The 21,163-nt window shown below is 45.8% G+C and carries 17 protein-coding genes, 2 pseudogenes and 1 CRISPR repeat array; of the genes and pseudogenes, 2 read left to right on the top strand and 17 right to left on the bottom strand.

Translation table 11 applies throughout. From position 1 onward, the window contains the following. Positions 1-230 precede the first annotated feature (230 nt). Positions 231-815, bottom strand: a complete 585-nt coding sequence (locus NST20_RS01445) for a TetR/AcrR family transcriptional regulator (protein ID WP_342399896.1) — start codon at positions 813-815, stop codon at positions 231-233. 175 nt (positions 816-990) lie between these two features. On the opposite strand from NST20_RS01445, the gene NST20_RS01440 reads away from it, so the two are divergent. Both NST20_RS01440 and NST20_RS01435 read left to right on the top strand, forming a co-directional pair. Then, the gene (locus NST20_RS01440) at positions 991-1,539 is read left to right on the top strand and encodes a hypothetical protein (protein WP_108897309.1); all 549 of its coding nucleotides are present in this window, start codon (positions 991-993) and stop codon (positions 1,537-1,539) included. Positions 1,540-1,835: 296 nt separating this feature from the next. Next, positions 1,836-2,710: pseudogene (locus NST20_RS01435) on the top strand (transposase); the annotation flags it as partial. Positions 2,711-2,756: 46 nt separating this feature from the next. Here NST20_RS01435 and NST20_RS01430 read toward each other — a convergent pair. The 16 genes and pseudogenes from NST20_RS01430 to NST20_RS01355 form a co-directional block, all read right to left on the bottom strand. Further along, positions 2,757-2,840 (bottom strand): annotated as a pseudogene (locus tag NST20_RS01430) (transposase); the annotation flags it as partial. Between the two features lie 45 nt (positions 2,841-2,885). Further along, positions 2,886-3,764, bottom strand: coding sequence for an IS982 family transposase (locus tag NST20_RS01425; protein WP_035190233.1), 879 nt, complete (start codon positions 3,762-3,764; stop codon positions 2,886-2,888). A gap of 424 nt (positions 3,765-4,188) precedes the next feature. Further along, positions 4,189-5,945: a CRISPR direct-repeat array (repeat unit 29 nt; unit sequence TTTCAATTCCTCATAGGTAAAATACTAAC). Between the two features lie 498 nt (positions 5,946-6,443). Next, a complete protein-coding gene (locus tag NST20_RS01420) occupies positions 6,444-7,781 on the bottom strand; it encodes an IS1380 family transposase (protein WP_081355869.1) in 1,338 nt (445 codons plus the stop codon). A 181-nt stretch (positions 7,782-7,962) separates the two neighbouring features. Further along, positions 7,963-9,021 (bottom strand): phosphotransferase family protein, encoded by a 1,059-nt coding sequence (locus NST20_RS01415; protein WP_014096364.1) that lies wholly within the window; start codon positions 9,019-9,021, stop codon positions 7,963-7,965. 42 nt (positions 9,022-9,063) lie between these two features. Continuing rightward, on the bottom strand, positions 9,064-9,468 hold the full coding sequence (locus NST20_RS01410; protein ID WP_029142578.1) for a thioesterase family protein: 405 nt from the start codon (positions 9,466-9,468) through the stop codon (positions 9,064-9,066). 215 nt (positions 9,469-9,683) lie between these two features. Next, positions 9,684-10,247 (bottom strand): TetR/AcrR family transcriptional regulator, encoded by a 564-nt coding sequence (locus tag NST20_RS01405; RefSeq protein ID WP_061577361.1) that lies wholly within the window; start codon positions 10,245-10,247, stop codon positions 9,684-9,686. Between the two features lie 68 nt (positions 10,248-10,315). Then, positions 10,316-11,929: a long-chain fatty acid--CoA ligase gene (locus NST20_RS01400; protein WP_328192349.1), complete on the bottom strand. Its 1,614-nt coding sequence runs from the start codon at positions 11,927-11,929 to the stop codon at positions 10,316-10,318. A gap of 70 nt (positions 11,930-11,999) precedes the next feature. After that, positions 12,000-12,773, bottom strand: a complete 774-nt coding sequence (locus tag NST20_RS01395) for an SDR family oxidoreductase (RefSeq protein WP_029142576.1) — start codon at positions 12,771-12,773, stop codon at positions 12,000-12,002. Next, the gene (locus tag NST20_RS01390) at positions 12,751-13,995 is read right to left on the bottom strand and encodes an acyl-CoA dehydrogenase (protein ID WP_328192348.1); all 1,245 of its coding nucleotides are present in this window, start codon (positions 13,993-13,995) and stop codon (positions 12,751-12,753) included. The genes NST20_RS01395 and NST20_RS01390 overlap by 23 nt, the downstream gene beginning before the upstream one ends. A gap of 313 nt (positions 13,996-14,308) precedes the next feature. Continuing rightward, the gene (locus NST20_RS01385; RefSeq protein ID WP_041818641.1) at positions 14,309-15,328 is read right to left on the bottom strand and encodes an STAS domain-containing protein; all 1,020 of its coding nucleotides are present in this window, start codon (positions 15,326-15,328) and stop codon (positions 14,309-14,311) included. Between the two features lie 182 nt (positions 15,329-15,510). After that, the gene (locus tag NST20_RS01380) at positions 15,511-16,230 is read right to left on the bottom strand and encodes a YebC/PmpR family DNA-binding transcriptional regulator (RefSeq protein WP_041818638.1); all 720 of its coding nucleotides are present in this window, start codon (positions 16,228-16,230) and stop codon (positions 15,511-15,513) included. A gap of 107 nt (positions 16,231-16,337) precedes the next feature. Next, positions 16,338-16,928: a hypothetical protein gene (locus tag NST20_RS01375; protein WP_342399895.1), complete on the bottom strand. Its 591-nt coding sequence runs from the start codon at positions 16,926-16,928 to the stop codon at positions 16,338-16,340. After that, positions 16,921-17,487 carry a membrane-spanning protein gene (locus NST20_RS01370; protein ID WP_342399894.1) on the bottom strand — a complete coding sequence of 189 codons (567 nt, stop codon included), beginning with the start codon at positions 17,485-17,487 and terminating at the stop codon, positions 16,921-16,923. The genes NST20_RS01375 and NST20_RS01370 overlap by 8 nt, the downstream gene beginning before the upstream one ends. A gap of 493 nt (positions 17,488-17,980) precedes the next feature. Continuing rightward, positions 17,981-19,018, bottom strand: a complete 1,038-nt coding sequence (locus NST20_RS01365) for an NAD(P)/FAD-dependent oxidoreductase (protein ID WP_342399893.1) — start codon at positions 19,016-19,018, stop codon at positions 17,981-17,983. Positions 19,019-19,049: 31 nt separating this feature from the next. Continuing rightward, on the bottom strand, positions 19,050-19,865 hold the full coding sequence (locus NST20_RS01360) for an ABC transporter ATP-binding protein (protein ID WP_046721514.1): 816 nt from the start codon (positions 19,863-19,865) through the stop codon (positions 19,050-19,052). Between the two features lie 313 nt (positions 19,866-20,178). Continuing rightward, positions 20,179-21,141 (bottom strand): ABC transporter substrate-binding protein, encoded by a 963-nt coding sequence (locus NST20_RS01355; protein WP_342399892.1) that lies wholly within the window; start codon positions 21,139-21,141, stop codon positions 20,179-20,181. Positions 21,142-21,163: the final 22 nt, after the last annotated feature.

Here is a 21,163-nt window from a genome sequence, read left to right as displayed (position 1 = left end):
CTTTTTACATTTGTCATAATGTTCCTACAAACGTCTTTTTTCTTTAGTGGAATAAATCAACGACCTTTAATTGTCTGACTGCTTACAGTTTCAGGGGATATAGCATTTTGGCAAGGGCTCTGAAACATAAAACTTCTTAAACATTATACTTGAAAATGAATCAAAATATAGAAGAGAGACACCGCGAATGAAAAGGGGTGTGTTTTCTAACCCCTTAAATGTACCGAAAATTAAAAATGACAAATTTCGTCGATATGATGAGCCAATATCGAGATAATCCGCTCTTTTGTCAGTCTTGTTGGGTTCAAGATGGCGTGAATAGCCAATCCGTCAATTAATGCACACAATCTCTCCGTTTCCAAATCTTTGTCGATCTCTTTTTTTAGAAATTGCGCCCGATCCAGTGAATCCAACAGCTTTTGAATCCCCTCCAAAATCCCATCATTTTGGCTTTCCCTGTTTCCTTTATTGCGGAAATATAATACAAATTCAAGCCAAACCTCCATTTCAGCTCTTGTCGTTTCATTTGTCGGAACAATTTCCAAAAGCATCTGTAAAATCATTTCCTTTGGCGGCAAGTTTTTTAAAGCATTTTTTTCAACCCGTTCAGCCACTCTCTCTTTCACCATATCCATCGCGTAAATTAACAATTCTTCTTGGGTGGAGAAATAGTGTCTAAGAGCGCCTAATGATAGCCCCGCTTTCCTAGCAATATTTCGTACTGTCGCCCCTTTCATTCCTTGCTCTAAAATAACTTGCCAAGTCGCTTCAGCAATTGCTTTTTTTCTATTATCATGATCAACAATTTTTGGCATACTATCAGTTTACCATAAAAATTTAAGTAATACACTTGTATTAAATAAAAATGTTTGTTATGATTTATTTAGCACATTTGTATTAAAAAACGGTGATGCCTGGTGTTTGGGAAAAATCGTTATCAAAATTTTTCCCTGTATTTTGATTCTTATTTTGTAAAAAAAGGTGATGGAAATGAATTGGATAATTTGGTTAATAATTGCTTGTGAAATCGGCTTTTGGGTTTTTATTTTACTTGGGTTGAGTTTCCGTTATTTATTGAAGAAGGAGAAGCTGGGTTTCATCTTTTTGGCACTAACACCTGTTGTAGACCTGATCTTGATAATTGCTGCAACTTTCGACCTTTATAGCGGGACGCCGGCAACAAAAGCTCATGCACTCGCAGCTATCTATATTGGTATTTCTGTTGGATTTGGAAAAAGCATGATTCGTTGGGCTGATGAGCATTTTCAGTACTATATCACAAAAACCGGACCAAAACCGGTTAAATTATATGGATTACAATTTGCCAAACAGAATTTGAAAAGCTGGGGGCGTCATCTTCTTTCGTACTTAATTGGGGCAAGTTTAATTGGAATTATTTACTATTTTATTAATGACTATGAACGGACAAAGGCGCTTATTCAAGTACTGGGGATTTGGTCGCTTGTTTTAATCATTGATTTACTTATTTCCCTTTCCTATTTTGTATTCCCAAGACAACCAGGAAAACCAACAATATAAAACTAGTTCTGTGACATTTAAAAAAACAAGGAAAAGGTTCTCAAGGGCATTTAGGTAAAGCGGTCATTATCCTCCGTAATTTAATGGGGAGATGAATTACCGTCTTTTTTTTATAATTTACGACTATATCTTGTAGTTATAAATATTTATTACATTGGGTATTTATCATGAATATTATATACTACACGTATAGAGAATAGAGGGAGCAGAATCAAAATAACAATCAAGACAATAATGATGGTAACGACTATTCTGTTAATAAGGCCCAAACAGATAACAATGTTTCCGATACAAAAGAAAATTGAGGAGAACTGATTCTAGATGCAACTTGTGCACTGGCTGATATTTCCTACCCCACCGATTTTAAACTATTGAACGAAACAAGTGAAAAACTAGATCATATCATTGATGTCTTACATGAACCATTAAAAGGAACTATAAAAAAGCCACGGACTTATTGATAACGAGCAAGAAAAAAATACCTATCGATCGCAAAGTTACGACAGCGGAAACAGATTATCCTTATTGAGGAAATATGAATACAGACAACTTTTGGCTATTCATGAACTTTACCGGAAACAAAAAAATGTACCGGACAAAGACACACCGGATTATTAGCATATCTCAGCCACATGTCCGTCCAATTGTGCGCGGCAAGGCAAAAGCGAACGTGGAGTTCGGTTCAAAAGTCGCCATCAGTGTCGTAGATGGTTATGCCTTGATTGAGCACCTCGACTGGGAAAATTACAATGAAGGGACCACTCTCAAGGAATCTGTTGAAAACTACTACAACCGGTTCGGATTTTATCCGGAAGCGATCTTGGCAGATAAAATTTACCGAAACCGTAATAATCTGGCATACTGCAAATCTCTTGGCATTCGTCTGAGTGGGCCAAGGTTAGGACGCCCATCCAGAACGGAAGACAAAACCTTGGAACGCGTCGCAAGGCAGGATGCCTCTGAACGTAATGCCGTTGAAGGCAAATTTGGCGAAGGCAAGCGCAAGTATGGGCTGGGCCTTATTCGAGCACGCCTTCAGGAGACCAGCGAAACAGTAGTAGCCCTTCAATTCCTCATACTGAATCTGGAGCGCAAGCTCAGGGTTCTTTTTTTGAAATTTTTACACAACACTATTTTATATTTTGATAATCGGAATTTGGCTTGCATCTGACCAAATTTGATTCGTTCAGCAAGCCCTATTTACTTCCAATCTCAGCGAACATATCTTTTGCAAAATCAGATATTTCGCTATCGAATACTTGTCTACGGTATTTTACAACCAATACAAGGTGATAATGCAGTAAGAATACTGAATGATTATTACTACCCGTGGTGCTAGTTGAGCGTTAGAACTCAACTAGCCCTAGTGTGACCAGCGAATAGGCTAACAATATGCCGTCGAGCGCTACTTCAAATCCGATCATGGAATTCGCTCGAATCTCTGTGATCCGGTATTGGTCAACCAGAACCGAGAACACCGTCTCGATCACTTTGCGTTTTTGTTGGATCCATTTCTCCCATGCCTCGGACGAGCAATGTTTCTGGTTTTTTCGAGACGGAGTCCAAAGCGCCATTTGGTATTCTTCGTACAGCCTTTTTTGCAACTCACGGCTAATGAATCCTTTGTCCCCGAAGTTATAGGGATGAGGAATTTGAGTCATCACGCTTTCAGCGGCGATACGATCATGGCAGGATGCTTCCGTCACCACATAGCCCATGGGCAACCCTTGATCGGTCACTTGAAGGTGCAGCTTCAACCCATAGTACCATTGCTTTTTTGAAGCGCAATACCCGATGTCTGCGATCTCTTGAAACCGTTTGACGCGATGCATTCTCGCAGCATGGCACAACTCTAACGGCAAGCTATCGACGACGGCATAGGCATGATGTTGGCCGCGTTTCGCCAGCTTATGGCGGATCCATTTGATGGCGAAGCGCAGCGCTCGACAACGGCGGTTGTACCGGGAACGTTCGAGAAACGAGCCGTTTGTGAACAAATTTCCAGTGACAAAGCGATGCCATGCCCGTTCGGATGTAAAACCGAGCAACTTTCCTAAAATATGAATCGCGATGACCACGGCGTCTTCCTGTTTGACCAAATGGCGGTTGCGGCGCTGCAGGTACATCTGAATCGATGACAGTTGGGCAGAGACAAAAAAGAAAATGGCGGCATATTGCTTTTGAATCTTGGTCCGATCTGTAGTAAAATGAAAGTGCTCTTGCATGGGGATTCTCCTTTCGAATGGTAGGTTGCACTTTCATTCTACAGGAGATCCGCCAGGCAAGGGCTATTTTTATGCTTGATCAAGTTTATCTAGCACCACGGGTTATTACTATCTAATTTCATTGATATATCAACCCTTTATTCCATCTAAGACTGTTTATATCAAAACTTTGGCTAAAGCCAACCGAAATTCATCTCCCACCTACTCATTGGTGCGATTCGCACCTTCACATTCCTTGAGGATGGGAGACTTCTTTCGGAAAGCCGTTAAATTTGATTCAGCGGGATAGACTGTGAAAGTGACTTATTTCTTATTCAATTAGGAGTCCGTGCCGCAGTGAACGCGACACCAGCGGGTGAATGAAAATCAAGTCGGCACATATTTTCAGAATAGAAATTAACTTCCCACTGGCTATATTGAGTGTTTTTCAATTCCTCATAGGTAAAATACTAACTTCGGCGGCGGCAATTTGTGCCTCCCTCTTTGTCTGTTTCAATTCCTCATAGGTAAAATACTAACGGTATTTTCCAACGTGTTTACTGACTGGAATACTGCGTTTCAATTCCTCATAGGTAAAATACTAACTTCGGTTTATATCGTATCAACTCTAGTTTTACAGTCGCGTTTCAATTCCTCATAGGTAAAATACTAACAAAAATATCGCGTCCAGCTAGTAGACTCAAACGAAGTTTCAATTCCTCATAGGTAAAATACTAACACGGCAAAAACAACGCCTTACTATGTCACAGCGAGGTTTCAATTCCTCATAGGTAAAATACTAACGGTACAGCACAAAAAAATTAATAACTGGTCATTTTTGTTTCAATTCCTCATAGGTAAAATACTAACACAAATGCAGTTTGACTGGTACGTGGCTACCACTCCTGTTTCAATTCCTCATAGGTAAAATACTAACTTTATACCGTTTTACAACTAAATGTACAGTATCTGGGGTTTCAATTCCTCATAGGTAAAATACTAACGGCGAGGAGGCAAAGGATCTGATCGCGGCCGGATATGTTTCAATTCCTCATAGGTAAAATACTAACGCAAACGGTAATTTGCCCATACTGTGGCAAAAAAAGGTTTCAATTCCTCATAGGTAAAATACTAACGGTGCACATTTTTGATTTGGTATAAAAAGCTATAGGTAGTTTCAATTCCTCATAGGTAAAATACTAACCTAAAACGATATTTCACGGAAGTCGACGAGGACAAGCGGTTTCAATTCCTCATAGGTAAAATACTAACCGCCAGATTGCGCCACGCCAATACATCGCTGTAGCAGGTTTCAATTCCTCATAGGTAAAATACTAACTTAGCACCTACCCGTTTTAAAACCCAGTTTACACCCTGTTTCAATTCCTCATAGGTAAAATACTAACTAATACCGGACAGAGCTTTCTGAACGCCTGTCCATGGTTTCAATTCCTCATAGGTAAAATACTAACCTAAATGTTCCTTGCAACGGTGCATGGGTAAAAATGTTTCAATTCCTCATAGGTAAAATACTAACTAGGCAAGTGAAGACAGACCAATGGGTTATGCCAAAGTTTCAATTCCTCATAGGTAAAATACTAACGTGTCAAGTTAACGCTTATCGCAATCAGGCTTATTTGTTTCAATTCCTCATAGGTAAAATACTAACTTTGACTTTGGCAAAAGTGATGGGATCCAAGATTTGAGTTTCAATTCCTCATAGGTAAAATACTAACGCTTACCGCGTTTGTAGTGCTCGCGAAAGATCTCGAGTTTCAATTCCTCATAGGTAAAATACTAACTGGCAAAGATTTAAAAGTGCTGACAACTTTTGAACGTTTCAATTCCTCATAGGTAAAATACTAACGGGGCGGTAAACGTTGGGTGATCGCGAATTTTCCGAGTTTCAATTCCTCATAGGTAAAATACTAACGGAAATATGGGTGGAATGTTTGGGCGGAGAAATCCGGTTTCAATTCCTCATAGGTAAAATACTAACCGGTTTCCCTTTCTCGTTCTTTCTCCTTGCATTCCGGGGTTTCAATTCCTCATAGGTAAAATACTAACGCGGTTCACGGTATCGAGGAACTGGCGAAAAAGCTCGGTTTCAATTCCTCATAGGTAAAATACTAACATTGAGAGTTTAACTTTGGATCAGGCTTTAACTATTGTGTTTCAATTCCTCATAGGTAAAATACTAACTCCAAAAACTCACTGATATTATAGCATTTCTCCATGACCGCTGGAATTTCCTGCTTGCGCAAAAAAATCTCTTCAACATCTAATGGAATCCAGGCAATACCAATAGTGTCAAAGACTTGCCCGTTTTAACAATTTGTCGTCGATCCCCCGGGTTTTCTACGCTAATGGAGGTCGACGACATTTTTGACGAGCATCTTATTTAAGGCTTACTGAACGAATCAGATTTTGGCTTGTATCCGATTTGCCAGTAAATGCTGTTTCAATATTACCTGAATCCGTGACGAAAATATAACAAACGCCGTTAATAGGTAGATTTCCCAAGAGTAAGGATATAGTGGTGTCCGACTATTCGATAAATGCACTTTTAGTGATTCAGTATGTAAAAATTCCCCTGTTTCATTCGTTTTTGTGCAAGCTAAATAAACCTGCAAATTTCCATTTTTTGCAAGTTTTCGTTTTTTTATTTCTTTTTTCCTAGTAGTCTATTGATCGGGATGTTTAGTAAAAGGCTTGATACAAACGAGTAAAGACCGGTAACCATTTGTTGGTCTCCGCGACTTTTAATTTCCATTGCCGGCCACGGAAAACCAGTTTTGAGGCCAGTGTGATCATATTCTGGATGACGGTTCGGATTCTTCTTCTTGTTGTTTTCTTTTTCAATGGCGTATCTTGTTTTTTCAAGCTTTCTTGCCCAATCAAGCGAAGCAGGTTATACGCAAATACACCGAAATGGAGCACAAGGCCATTCGTTTCATATTTGCCTGACGGCAGCCGTTCGAGATCCAGTTCTGATTTAATTTCACTATGGAACTGTTCGCAAGTGCCATGGTTATGATAAAGAGAGATCACCACATGAGGCGGCACTTCAAGGTCCGTCCAGTAGGTTTCAAATTCATACTCGGGAATTAAAAAAATTTGTCCGTCTCTTGAGATGGTTCTTTCGGTCACTTTAAAAACTTTTCGGATGCTTCGCTCCTGGTCCTTAATTTGAATGGTTTCGGGGATGGATCCAAGGTAAACCTTCTTTCCTTCCCGTTCTTCACAACAGATCCCATATTTTCGGGCAATATACAGCCAGTCCTCAGCTTTTTCCTTACGGGGATTGCGTTTGATAATAAAGCTTGCATGGTTTTCTAGGAGAATAATGAGATTATCCCGGCTGTCATTTCCGGAATCAAGCCTGAAAAGCAATGGCTGATCTGTTAGTTTCCGGGCAGATTGAATGGTTTCCTGGATGAAATTTGGTGTACCTTTTTGGCAGTGGACACTTCCCTTTCGCATCTCAACATGCAGGCAGTAACCTTCCTGTCCCATGTAAGCGAACATAGGGGCATAACCGTCACAGCCTTTATAGGTTCTTTCTACCCCTTCCTTTTTTGTCTTGGAGTTATCGAAAGGGGAGACATCCAGATCAACCGGGATATACGGCTTGTCTTTGGCGTAAACCGGGCTGATTTCCGCATTTGTATGGCGAATCAGATCCAGCGATTCTTCGTGCAAGATCGTTTTCCATTTTTCCACCAAGGCGGCCTGGTCCAATCGTTGCCTGAGAGTCGGGCTGGAAGGAACCCTCTGGATATCCAAAGCCAGTGCAAAAAAAGCATCATCACGGAAGGTTTCAATATTGTCATAATCACTTTTTCCCTGGCAAAGCAAGCCGATATAAGATTTAGCCACATCGCCATTGGAACAAGCCGGATACCGGGAGATATCAGGGAGTTTATAGGCATTCAACCTGGAAACTAAATTCGTTTGATTTAGTAAATTTCCTACTATCGCTAAGCCAGCTTGGGCAACAATTCGTTCTTTTGTGGGTTCTATCACAAACTTTTTCATGAGATCACCTGAATGTGGAATGAATTTAATTTGTCTGATATACCAATTATACTAAATTTTATGCGATTTGTTTGCCTTTAAGCGGAAATTTCGTCACGGATTCAGGTATTATAGAAGAATCCATCTGCGAAAATGCTAGATTCGCCTTCTTTTACGTTAAATCAGCTATGGAGCGCTTGCGTTAAACCCTCTCCGCCACTTCCACCGCGTGCCGGATCAGGCTGCGGACGACGTTGCCGAAATGGGCGAAACGCCGGTCTTGTGTCTGGCCGCGCTTGTAACGGTAGTAGATTTGCTGGCAAATGCCGGCAAGCTTAAAGTAACCGAAAATCAAGTAGTAATCGATGTTCGAGACGTCGCGCCCGCTTTTTTTCGCATAAGCTTCGACAAACTCGCGGCGCGTCATGAAGCCGTCCAGCGTCGTGACGGACGGTTCGCCGAGCCCATTTTTGATCAAATCCGGGTCATCTTTTTCCGTCCAGTAGCTGAGAGCAGCGCCGAGATCTGCGAGCGGGTCGCCGATGGTTGCCATTTCCCAGTCGAACAGGCCGGTCATTTCCGAAAAATCTTCATTAAACATCGCGTTATTCAGCTTATAATCATAATGAATCACGGCTGCACCTTGTTGCGGCGGAATATGGTCACGCAAATAATGGATGAGCGGCTCCGCTTCCGGAATTTCATCCGTCTTCGCACGCAGATAGCGCTCAATCCAGCCGTTCACCTGGCGTTCGAGAAAACCGGCCGGCTTTGACATGGAAAGGAGCTCTGTCTCTTCATACGGGATCGCATGCAGCTCCACAAGCCTGTCAACCATGATACTGGAAATCCGCCGGCACGTTTCCTTTTTCGGCTCCACTCCCGGCGGAAAAGCGGTATCGAGCACAATGCCATGCTTTCTTTCCATAAGAAAAAACGGAGCGCCGATCACAAACGGGTCCTCTTCGAAAAGCAACACTTCCGGAGCCGGTGCGAAAAACGGCCGGAGCGCCTTCAGCACACGGAATTCACGCCCCATGTCATGCGCTTTCGGGGCAACCGGGCCAAGCGGCGGGCGCCGAAGCACCGCTTCCCACGAACTTGCTTTTAATTGATAGGTCAAATTCGAACGGCCTGCTGAAAATTGTGCAACTTCAAGCGGTGCATCCGGCATTTGCGGAAGCTTCTCGCGCAAATATTGCTGCAGTCTGGTTAAGTCCAGTTCTTCCCCTTTGCGGACCGGAATAGTGTCTGAATTCATTTTCCTCTCCCCCTTGTGTCCCGTAATAGGCAGGCCGTTTTTTCACATCACCGGCTGCAAATGCTTTTCCAGGATGCCCCTTATATCATCCGGAATCGGGCGTGATTGCTGCTTATCAAAGTCAAAAAAGACGACAACTGCTTTCCCCTTTGCGATCAAACGGCCGGTTTCTGCATCCAGCATTTCATGGGCCAGTTCACAGCTCGTATTGCCGAGCTTTGCCACGCCGGTCCGGATCGTGAGTTCTTCATTATAGAACGCCTGGCTGATAAAATCGCACTTTACTGAAGCTAGAATAATATTGAAATCTTTTATTTCCACGCTTGCACCGATGCTTTCAAAAAATTTCAACCGGGCGTCTTCCAGGTAGATGAAGTAACTGGTGTTGTTAATATGGCCGATTGCATCTGTTTCGCAAAAGCGTGTCCGCAATTTCAATTCATGCAAACAAATCCCTCCCTTTCGCTTGAACACCATTACCGCAGCTGTATGGTTTTGCACCTTGCAAGGCCCTGACCATGAATGATCCGCTGCTGCCACCCCTTCTTTTCACAAGGCTATTTCCTGACGCAGCCGCCGTAACGTATGCACTTTTCATGCAGCCCTGCTGCCACCCACCCGGCTTGATCTCAAAACATCCCCATTTCGGCAGCCATATGGCTCTACGCTTTTTCAATCCCGTGCAGGACGATGTCCATGAACAGTTCTGCCACTTCTGCCGCTGATTTCCGGCCTTCCGGTTTAAACCACTGGTAGCTCCAGTTCACCATGCCGAGAATGGCAAAGGAAGTAAGATTCGCGTCCAGATGCCCCGCAAACTCGCCGATCTCAATGCCTTCCCGGATCAGCTTTTCAACCCCGAGGCGGAAAGCTTCGCGTTTTTGTAAAATCAGTTCGAGCTTTTCACCGCTTAAATTTTTGATCTCACGGAAAAAGATAAGGGCTTTTGCTTTTTCCGTTTTGATGCTTTCAAGTAGCATCAGGACAAGCGCATGCAGTTTTGCCTTGCACGATCCGTTTTCCGAAAGGATGGCCTTCTGCTTTTCCAAAAGTTTCGTAATATAGTCCATATGAATGTCCATCAAAAGTTGTTCTTTGCTGGAAAAATAATAGTAAAACGTGCCTTTTGTCGCGCCGATGCTGTCAACGATATCCTGAATGGATGTTTCCGTGAAGCCTTTTTGTTCAAACAAGCGTATGCTGTGTTCCGTAATCTTCGCTTTCATGCCGGTCCTCTCCATCTATTACTATATTAAGAAAATTATATCACATACCCGGCTTCACGTTCCTGCTTTTACTCGCGCACTTTCCTTTCTTCATCGCGCAGCTTGCGGCGCAAAATTTTCCCGACATTTGTCTTCGGCAACGCATCACGGAACTCTATGATCTTCGGGCGTTTATACGGGGCGAGATGGGCGCTTGCATATTCGATCAGTGCTTCTTCCGTCATTTTCTGCCCTTCTTTTAACACGACAAATGCCTTGACCGTCTCACCCCGGTATGGATCCGGCACACCGATTACCACTGCTTCCTGGACGGCGGGATGCGCATACAGCACCTCCTCGACATCGCGCGGATATACGTTATAGCCGCTTGCAATGATCATATCTTTTTTGCGGTCAACAATATAAGCGTACCCTTCCTCATCCATCGTCGCGATATCGCCGGTGTACAGCCAGCCGTCCCGGAGTGCTTCCGCCGTTTCTTCCGGCATGTTCCAGTACCCCTTCATTACTTGCGGACCTTTTACAATCAGCTCCCCCGTCTCGCCCGGCTTCAGTTCTTCCGTGCCGGTTGCAACATCGACGATTTTATAATCTGTTGATGGAATCGCGATCCCGATGCTGCCCGGCTTGCGTTTACCGAAAACCGGATTGCAGTGTGTCACCGGGGAAGCTTCCGAAAGGCCGTACCCCTCGACAATGACGCTCCCCGTTTTTTCTTCAAACTGGCGCAAAAGCCCGAGCGGCATCGGTGCACTCCCGCTGTTGCAGGTCTTAATGGAATCCAGCCCGTACTCCATCGCTTTCGGGTGGTTCGTGATGGCGACATACATCGTCGGCACACCCGGAAAATAGGTCGGCTGCGTTTCCTTGATGGTCTTGAGTACTTCTTCAAGATCAAAACGCGGCACCATGACCGATTCCGAACCGGTGTAGATCGCATAATTCATGGCGCATGTCATGCCAAATACGTGAAAAAGCGGGATAACGGTCAAAATCCGTTCTTTTCCCGGCCCCATGACCGGTTTGAAAAATTCATATGTTTGCACCAGATTGGCAAGAAGGTTCCGGTGGGTCAGCATCGCCCCTTTTGACCGGCCGGTGGTACCGCCCGTGTACTGGAGCACGGCAATATCCTCCCGGGGGTCGAGCGCAAGAGGGTTGTAATCCGTTCCTGCCTGTAACAAGGCATCAAAGGGTTCGGCCTCATCCAAGGGGCCGGCCGCCGGTTTAAAACCGGCTATGACTACATTTTTCAGCGATGTTTCCGGGCGGACGGCCTGCACTTTCGGGTACAAATCATCCAGGACAATGATCGTTTCGGCGCCCGAGTCATTTAATATATGCCTGATTTCCGGTTCAACGAGCATCGGATTGATCTGGACAACCACCGCACCTGCCATAAGCGCACCGTAATAGCACACGACATACTGCGGGCAGTTCGGCAGCATGACCGCCACCCTGCTGCCTTTTTGCACGCCTCTTTTCTGAAGGGAGGAGGCAAAGGCAAGCGATGCTTTGTAAAGTTCCGCATAGGCCGTCTTTCTGCCGTAAAAAGAGAGGGCAGTCCGGTCCGGGTACTTTTCGGCTGCAGTTGCAAGTATTTGATACAGCGGAATATCCAGCACTTCAATTTCTTTGGGAATCTCATCGGTATAGACAGCATGCCACACTTTGTTTTCCATTCCAAATCCCCCTTGTTTTTATTGCCAAATGGACTGCTTAACCATCATCCACCCGCCCGGCTTGCCGGTTTTAAAGCACGTGCATGCCGCCATCAACGAGCAGCACATCCCCCGTCACGTAGTCCGAGGCTGCCGATGCCAAAAAAACAGCTGCACCTTTTAAATCCTGGTCATTGCCGAACCGGCCGAGCGGCGTTGCTTCCAATATTGGGTTTTTGCCGCGTTCGATGATCACTTTGGCCATTTTTGTCGGGAAAAAGCCCGGCGCAATCGCGTTCACATGGATGCCGTATCTGCCCCATTTGGCAGCGAGATCTTTTGTAAACGTGATGACCGCCCCTTTGCTTGTGTTGTAACCGATCGTATCCATGATGCGCGGATCGACGCCGCCAAGCCCGGCAATGGAAGCAATATTGATAATCTTGCCGTGCCCCTGCTTGATCATGGCTTTTCCGGCTGCCTGGCTCATATGGAAAGTGCCGGTCACATTCGTGCTGATCACTTTTTCCCACGCCTCAACCGGCATATCCTCGGCAGGCGCCCCCCAGGTCGCGCCGGAATTATTGACGAGGATGTCGATTTTGCCAAACTGTTTTACGGTTTCCGCAACCACTTCATCAACCCGGGCGCGGTTTGTAATGTCACACTCCAATGCGAGCGCTTTCACGCCGAGCGATTCGATGCGTGCAGCCGCTTCTTCGCATGCCGCTTTTTTTCTGGAGCAGAGCACGACATCCGCCCCCGCTTCTGCAAAAGCCCGCGCAATTTGTTCACCGAGCCCCCTGCCGCCGCCTGTCACGATGGCGGTTTTTCCTTTTAAACTAAACAGTTCTAACACGTTCATCGGCTAATCCCCTTTCCTGGTACGGTTTCATCTCAAGCCTTGCAATCTGGTCGAGATGGACTTCATCTGGGCCGTCTGCAAGCCGCAATGTGCGCGCATTGGCCCACAGCCGGGCGAGCGGAAAATCGTCCGAAACGCCGGCTGCACCGAACGCTTGGATGGCGCGGTCGATCACATTGAGCGCCATCCGCGGGGCCACTGCTTTAATCATCGCAATTTCCTTTCTCGCCACTTTATTGCCAACCGTGTCCATCATAAACGCTGCTTTCAATGTCAGAAGCCGCGCCTGCTCGATTTCAATGCGCGACTCAGCCACCCACTGGCGGATGACGCCCTGTTCTGCGAGCGGCTTTCCAAACGGCACACGGTTTTGTATGCGATTGCATAAAAGTTCAAGCGCACGCTCCGCAGCCCCAATCAGCCGCATACAGTGATGGATTCTGCCCGGCCCGAGCCGCCCTTGCGCAATCGCAAACCCTTTTCCTTCCCCCCAAATCATATTTTCAGCCGGCACCCGCACGTTTTCGTACGTAATTTCCGCATGGCCGTGCGGGGCATCATCATAACCGAAAACCGGGAGCATCCGCTCAATCTTCACACCGGGTGTATCGAGCGGTACGAGAATCATAGACTGCTGTTCGTGCCGCGGTGCATCCGGATTGGTTTTTCCCATGACAATCGCAATTTTGCACCTCGGATCGCCGGCGCCTGATGACCACCATTTCCGCCCGTTCACAATGTATTCATCGCCGTCGCGTACAATGCTGCATGAAATATTGGTTGCATCACTCGAAGCAGTATCCGGCTCCGTCATGGAAAAACACGAGCGGATATCGCCATTTAAAAGCGGTTTCAGCCATTTTTCCTTCTGCTCATCACTCCCGTACCGGGCAAGCACTTCCATATTCCCGGTATCGGGCGCGTTGCAGTTGAATACTTCGGGGGCAATAATGGACCTTCCCATGATTTCGCAAAGCGGCGCATACTCAAGGTTTGAAAGCCCTGCCCCGTATTCCCTGTCCGGCAAAAACAAATTCCAAAGCCCTTCCTGCTTTGCTTTTGCCTTCAATTCTTCCATAATCGGCGGAACGGCAGCCCACCGTGTTTCCTGTGCATTCAGTTGTTCCTCAAAGAGCTTTTCACCCGGATATACGTTTTCTTCCATAAAACGCTCAAGCTTTGAAATCAGTGCCTTCACTTTTGGTGAGTAATCAAAATCCATATGATCCATCCCCTTCCCGTTAACTAACCGGTTAGTATGTTGATTTAAGTATAAACAATCATTTGAAAATTTCAAGAAAAAAATAATCCGAATTTCGCCAGTATATGTAGAAATAACGGGAGTTGCCCTTTTTCCGGTATGAAAGAGGGTTGCTGAATAACAAAAAGGACGCTGATCACTCGCCGAACTTTATAAAACGTGCAAAGAAACAGAAGCCAAATGTAAACCAAAATTGTTCAACAAGCCCGAAAATACAAAAAGCGGGGAACCATTTCCCCGCTTTTTGAAACAGATGATTGGCGGGCCTTGCCAATCAGAGTATTTTCCTCCCCAATTGTCCGAGCGCATAGTGGATGCTGTGCTGCAACGTCTGGAAGCAGTCAAACTGGCTGAAATCAAGCCCGGAAGAAGAAATTGTCATGCTCATGGACGGCGATATACCGACAAGGATCGTCTGCGTGCCAATTAAGGAAGATGCCTTTCCGATATTTTCAATAAACTGGATGCTGTGCGGATCGTCTTCCACATCGAGCGCCGTTAAATCAAGCACCAAATACTTTGCTTTGTACTGCGGCAAATTTTTCAACGTTTTTTCTATCAGTTCTTCGGCACGTTCATCGTCATATTTCCCGATTAACGGCACGACGACAATGCCGTCCAAAATCGGAATAATCGGTGATGACAGCTGCTTGACGAGCTCTTTCAGTTCCCGCGTCTTATCTTCGACGAGCGCCTCCAGCTGAATGATCTGCTCGGCTTCCTTTTTCCGCGCCAGCTGGTGAATATTATGTGACACCGTGATATCCGATGGGAAATACTCAATGATCGTGGAGTCATGGCCTTCGATCTGATACCGGACGACTTTATACCATATATTTGTATGGAGCAACCCGGTAAAAACACCAGCATAGTGGGCAGGCAGAAAATTGCTGCCCGTTTTCTTCCCCTGGGCCGCATTGATTTTATGCTCCCAGCTGTCTTTCAGCTCAATCGTCAATGTCTTCTGATCAAAGTCCATGTCTTTCATCACGGCTCGTCCCCAGCCCGCTGATGCGTAAGTAGTGGTAATGAGTTCAGATGCCTTTTTCACATCGAAATCTTTGATTTTATTAAAATAATCGGCAACGAGCAATCCTTGGCGGAAACCCGCTGTCTCAAAGACAACATTGGATGCTTCTTCCCCGGATATTTCTTCAATTGTAGTAAACAGATCGCGCATCACAGTCGGAATCCAGAAAAGGACTGCATCTTCCCCTTCAAAAATGAATCTGCCTTTGTCCAATTCCCATTCAAATTGAAGACCGCCCACATGTATATTCGGATGTTCGCTCACAGAATATCCCCTCTATTATGTACAATGAATTGTATTATTATTATACCGGTTCAGTTTTCTTGCGTCTATTGATACGGGTTCTGTATGTGACAAAATTCACGTGTTTGCCGGAAAATGTGCTCAGCCTTGCTTTCAAAGAAATTGGCTTATACGAAAAAGGCGGGATTGTCCCGCCGTCCATCTTAATCGCCAAAATTGACATTATGGTAAACTTGCTGGACATCTTCCAAATCTTCCAGCACTTCAATCAGTTTTTCGAATTTCTCCCGGTCCTCATCCGGCAATGTGACTTCGTTTTGCGGCAACATTGTCAATTCAGCAACGGTAAATTCCGTAATGCCGGCATTTTCAAAAGCTTCCTGAACCGCGTGAAACTGGTCCGGCTCCGCGTAGACAATGACGGCGCCGTCTTCTTCAAAGACATCGCGGACATCAATATCAGCCTCAAGCAAAAGCTCCAGCACTTCATCTGCTGTTTTCCCTTCAATGCCAAAAACTGCCGTTTTATCAAACATATACGCTACTGAACCGCTCACCCCCATATTGCCGCCGTTTTTCCCGAAAGCGGCGCGCACTTCGGATGCGGTCCGGTTGACATTGTTCGTCAACGTATCGACAATGATCATCGAGCCGCCCGGTCCGAAGCCTTCGTAACGCAGCTCGTCATAGTTTTCATCGGCGCCGCCTTTTGCTTTTTCAATCGCGCGGTCAATGATCGCTTTCGGCACGCTGTATGTTTTGGCGCGCTCGAGCACCATTTTTAATGCGCTGTTTGCCACCGGATCCGGCACACCCTGTTTCGCAGCAACATAGATTTCGCGGCCGAATTTCGCATAAATGCGGCTCGTATTGGCATCCCTTGCTGCTTTTTTATCTTTTATATTATTCCATTTGCGTCCCACTGGGATCACTCACTTTCAACAAAGATTCGAATGCTTCCGTACTCGCCCATTGTTGAATTATACACCAAAAGCCTTCCGGTGGGGTAAAATTTTTTGGTTTTTGTTTCTTACTTCCGTTTCGTCCGTATCCCGGAACCCGTTGCCACAACCAGGCCGCCGAGCACATCTGCAATCAAATCAGTCATGGTATCCTTGTTTCCGCCGCCCTGCAAAGTAGTGCCAAAAAATTGGTCACCTGAAAATTCATAGATCTCCCACATTACACCGCCAAGCGCGGCAAACCCAAGCACAAACAAAAATACAAACCATGCGGAGATCGCCTTGCCCGCATCCCGGTGCACCAGCCGTTCATAAAGTGCGATAGCGGCAAATCCAAGAAGGGCGCCGCTCACGAAATGCAGAAAGGTGTCCCACCAGCCTAAGCCGTACCAGCCGCGGATCGATCCGAAATATTGGGAGCCGGTTAAAAAAAGAAAATAAGAAATAACAAGGGGCAGGTGGAACCGGAGGCGCGGAATCCACGAAAGGATAAGCGGAATTGCGCCGCAGATCACCCCGCCAAGCGCGACCGCAGCCTTCCAAGACGCGCCGGCCGTATATTGCATGGCGCACAAAACGGCCATCCACAGTACATAAACCAGGCTAATTCCAAACACAATTTTCCGGTCCATATTCACACTTTCCTTCTTCTTATACATTTTGTTTCCTGAATCCAGTATATACCGCGATCAGCACCCCGCCAAAAAATCCGGCCAGCAAGTCCACCATCGTATCGGTATTGCCGCCACGCTGCATCGTATGGGAGGCAATTACATCCCCCAAAAATTCATACATCTCCCAAAGAACGCTCCCTGTTATCGCAAGTCCGAGGGCAAACAATGCGGGAATCAAGCGCGACATGCCCCGCCTTGCCGCCTCCGGAACCAGTATTTTATACAGCGTAACGCCGATACAAGCTGTAAAAATGCCCTTATAAAAGTGAACGGACGTGTCCCACCACGAAAAACGCCCGTAAAATCCGGAGATCGAACCGAGGCAGATGGAGCAAATCACGAAAATATACCAGCCAATAATCGAGGGCGTATTGATCCGGTTATGTTTTAAAAATAATAAGCCGAGCGGCAACGCACTTAACACAATCCCGCCGGCCGCAATTCCCCACCGCAATGTATCATGCTTTATAATAAAATAGACCATAAGCCCGGCCAAAAGCAACATCATGCCGGTACTGAGCAGGATAATGATGATGCGTTTCACCTTTCCACCCCGTTCTGTTTCTTTTCCAAAAATAGGATACCCTTTCTTTTTCCATTTCATCCTGAAATCAATAAAGACGTGCAGAAATTCGTCCATCAAAACATGGGGGCAGGGGAAAGGGCGGCAGGGGATAAAAACATCAACCTGTTTTCCTTTAGCGGCGTTGCCGGCGAAGAATCAATAAACAGCAAAAAGTTTTTGGGTGCCATTGGTTTAACAAAAGATGAATCTGCCGCGACCCCTTCGCTGCCTGTTTTTGAAGACCTGAAAAAACACAAAAAAGAGATACAATCTTACGCAACCCTTTTAGTCGTGCAGTGCAATTTAAAAAATAGATGGCGGGCCATATATCCGCCTTTCCAGTCCAGTTACCGCCATGTGCGGACAGAAAAGGTGGGCACGGGTTTTAAGCGCATGCACATTTTGCTTTTCAGTGCATACAAAAAAGACGTTGAAGCACAACCCAACGTCCTTATGATTTGTTTGGCCTTTTTCAGCGTGCCTGTGGTTCTTTTTCGCGGCCGTTTTCATCTACAAAATCTTCGTGGTGCGTAGAATACATGGCCATCGGCTCTGCATCCGGGCACATATAGCGGACGGCGCTGTTTAAAGCAACCGGGCCTTCCGCAAACCCCCCGGCAATCAATTTTAATTTGTGCGGGTAAATTGCCGCATCCCCTGCCGCGAAGATCCCGGGTATATTCGTTTCCATCGCGCCATTGACCTCGATCCGCTCGTCTTTCATTTTAAGACCCCAGTTTAAAATGCCGCCATAATCGCCCTGAATGCCGTGGTTCACGACAACTTCATCGGCTTCAAGCCATATTTCTTCGCCCGTCCCGACCTGTTTCACCGCAACGCGTTCGATCCTATTGCCTGTTCCGTGCAGGGCTGAGATGCAGTAAGGGGTAAAAAGGCGTGCATTTTTCACCATTTCGGACACATCGGATTCATGTCCGCTGAATGCTTCCCGCCTGTGTACGATCGTAATGCTTTCGGCAATTTCGGCCAGTTCGTTTGCCCAGTCGACTGCCGCATTCCCGCCGCCAGAAATCAGCACCCGCTTGTTGCGGAAACGATCCAAGTCATCGACGGCATAATGGAGATTGCCGGATTCATAGCGCTCTGCCCCCGGAATATCCAGCTTAATCGGTTTAAAAATGCCCGCCCCGACGGTAAGGATAACCGTTTTGGTCAGGTGAAGGCCGCCGTTTTCCGTGCTTAACATCAAGATGCCGTCCGGGCGCCGCTTTAAACCGGATACATGCTGATGAAAAAGGATCGTTGGCGAAAAAGTTTCCGCCTGCCGGATCAGTTCCTTCACAAGATCCCCGCCTGTTATTTTCCGGATCCCGCCAATATCCCGCAATGTTTTTTCCGGATAAAACATCGAGATTTTTCCGCCCAGCTGGCCGCTAGACTCCAGCACTTTCGTCTTTAATTTCCGCATGCCGCTGTAAAACGCCGTAAACAAGCCAATCGGCCCGCCGCCAATAATGGTTACATCGTAAATTTCATGGTCCAATGCCAAGATCCTCCAATCCCGCTCATAAAGAAAGTGGCTATGCCATTTGTGCATGTACTTCTTTATACGGTTTAATCAAGTCATAGGAAAGGCAAACCGGTTTTTTGCACCTCGGATCAAGCGCAATTTGGGCATCCAATCCGAAACATTCCCGCATCATTTCCGCTGTCACCACAGCTTCGGGGCTCCCCTCGTAAAGGATTTCGCCATCTTTCATGGCAACGATATGGTCCGCAAAACGGGCGGCCTGGTTTAAATCGTGCAGCACCATCACGATCGTGCGGTGCTCCATTCTGTTCAGTTCCTGCAAAAGTTCGAGCACTTCCAGCTGATGTGACAAGTCCAGATAGGTTGTCGGTTCATCCAGTAAAATCATTTCGGTATCCTGCGCAAGTGCAAGCGCAATCCAGACCCGCTGCCGTTGTCCGCCCGAAAGCGCATCCACAGGGCGGTCTTTCAATTCTTCCGTTCCCGTCATTTCAAGGGCCCTGTAAATTGCTTTCCAGTCTTCACGATTCAGTTTTCCAAACCTTTTTTGGTGCGGATACCTGCCATAAGATACAAGTTCTGACACTGTCAGTCCTTCCGGCACACTCGGAGACTGGGGCAAAATCGCAAGCTTTTGCGCAATTTTCTTTGTTGATTCTTTCGCTAGCTCTTTTCCATCCAAATAAACGGCCCCGTTTTTCGGAAAGAGGATACGTGCCAATGCCTTTAACAAAGTGGATTTGCCGCATCCGTTCGGGCCGATGATCGCCGTCATTTTTCCGGCTGGTATATTTAAATTTAAGTTTTTAATAATTTCATGATCTCCATAGGCAACTTTTAAATTTTCTGCACAAAGCTTTGGCATCTCAGTTCCTCCTATGAATCTATCATTAAATGAAAATGATTCTTAATATCATTTTTATTCTATAAGGTTTTTAAATGGGTGTCAAATCGACTTTTCGCCGGTAATCTCCAGGTTTTTCCACAATTTAAGCATTCCCGCTGCCCACTTTTCTAATTTTTTAAAATTTTCCTCCGAAGGAAAGGCTCTCCTTTTTTGGGCCTTTCCAGTTTGAATGAAGGTTTTCTTCCCTCATGTCCGCACCGATCCCAAACCAATATATTCTTCCAGCGGCCAAAGCCGTTCATGCAACATGGACGGCAGGCCGCGAAAAGGATTATTTGATCGTTTTTAACACATCCCGGATCATCTCTTTGTTTGCAATCGCGCCAGAGTAAAGCCAGCCGGTATTAGCAGAAAATTCAGCTACATGGTGTTTCTTGACGGCAGGAATGCTTTTCCATAATGCATTGTCCAGCTCTGTTGCGTGGGTTTTATCGCTGTTAATTAGAAAAATATAGTCTGCATCCAGCTCGGTTAATTTTTCAAGCGAGATGGCATTCCAGTTGCTGGTTGCTTTTGCAGAAATTTCATTTACAACAGCCGGCACCTTCAAGCCCAAATCATTGTATAGGACGTCTCCGCTTGATACATTTTTCGATACGATAAAGAATTTATTGTTCACAAGCCAGATTGCAGCGGCAGAAGGCGCTTTGCCGTTTTTCGCTAGTTGTGCTTTTGCTTTCTTGGCTGTTTTTTCATAATCTGCGAGCACTTGTTTTGCCTTTGCTTCTTTGTTCAACACTTTCCCAACAGTAAGCAGTTCTTTTCTCCAGTCACTGTTTTGCTTTTTGCTTACGACAAAGGTCGGAGCGATTTTGCTGTATTGTTCATACTTCCCGCCTTCCACCATGCTGGCATCATCAATCAGGATTAAATCCGGCTTGAATTTTTGCACTTGTTCATAAGGCAAGTCGTAAGAAATAGCCGGTACCCCTTTCAGTAAATCGTCCTGCAAATATTCCTGAATGCCATTGCTGACACTCCATTGTGCGACAGGCTTCACCCCGAGTGCAACAAGATGGTCTTCCAAATAAGTCGCAATGACGCGTTTCGGATGAGCCGGCACTTTTACTTTATGTCCCATCGCGTCTGTTACCGTCCGGGTTTTTGAATCGCCGGCAGGTTTGTTTCCGTTTCCACTTCCGGACTGGCTGTTCCCGCAGGCAGCGAGGGCAACGGACAGAAAGACAATCCCGCATATTTGGAAAATCTTTTTTAATTTTAGATTGTAAGACATTTTCATCCCCCTGGCATTATGA

The organism is Weizmannia sp. FSL W8-0676 (assembly GCF_038593015.1).
Taxonomy (GTDB): Bacteria; Bacillota; Bacilli; order Bacillales; family Bacillaceae_C; genus Weizmannia; species Weizmannia coagulans.
The sequence above is the reverse complement of the archived record's forward strand: the minus strand, read 5'-3'. Positions and strand labels throughout refer to the sequence as shown.

Excerpts from the sequence above, each read along its gene's own strand:
- NST20_RS01445 (WP_342399896.1), bottom strand. The coding sequence starts at position 815 with ATGCCAAAAATTGTTGATCATGATAATAGAAAAAAAGCAATTGCTGAA.
- NST20_RS01440 (WP_108897309.1), top strand. The coding sequence starts at position 991 with ATGAATTGGATAATTTGGTTAATAATTGCTTGTGAAATCGGCTTTTGG.
- NST20_RS01425 (WP_035190233.1), bottom strand. The coding sequence starts at position 3,764 with ATGCAAGAGCACTTTCATTTTACTACAGATCGGACCAAGATTCAAAAG.
- NST20_RS01420 (WP_081355869.1), bottom strand. The coding sequence starts at position 7,781 with ATGAAAAAGTTTGTGATAGAACCCACAAAAGAACGAATTGTTGCCCAA.
- NST20_RS01415 (WP_014096364.1), bottom strand. The coding sequence starts at position 9,021 with ATGAATTCAGACACTATTCCGGTCCGCAAAGGGGAAGAACTGGACTTA.
- NST20_RS01405 (WP_061577361.1), bottom strand. The coding sequence starts at position 10,247 with ATGAAAGCGAAGATTACGGAACACAGCATACGCTTGTTTGAACAAAAA.
- NST20_RS01400 (WP_328192349.1), bottom strand. The coding sequence starts at position 11,929 with ATGGAAAACAAAGTGTGGCATGCTGTCTATACCGATGAGATTCCCAAA.
- NST20_RS01395 (WP_029142576.1), bottom strand. The coding sequence starts at position 12,773 with ATGAACGTGTTAGAACTGTTTAGTTTAAAAGGAAAAACCGCCATCGTG.
- NST20_RS01390 (WP_328192348.1), bottom strand. The coding sequence starts at position 13,995 with ATGGATTTTGATTACTCACCAAAAGTGAAGGCACTGATTTCAAAGCTT.
- NST20_RS01375 (WP_342399895.1), bottom strand. The coding sequence starts at position 16,928 with ATGTATAAGAAGAAGGAAAGTGTGAATATGGACCGGAAAATTGTGTTT.
- NST20_RS01360 (WP_046721514.1), bottom strand. The coding sequence starts at position 19,865 with ATGCCAAAGCTTTGTGCAGAAAATTTAAAAGTTGCCTATGGAGATCAT.
- NST20_RS01355 (WP_342399892.1), bottom strand. The coding sequence starts at position 21,141 with ATGTCTTACAATCTAAAATTAAAAAAGATTTTCCAAATATGCGGGATT.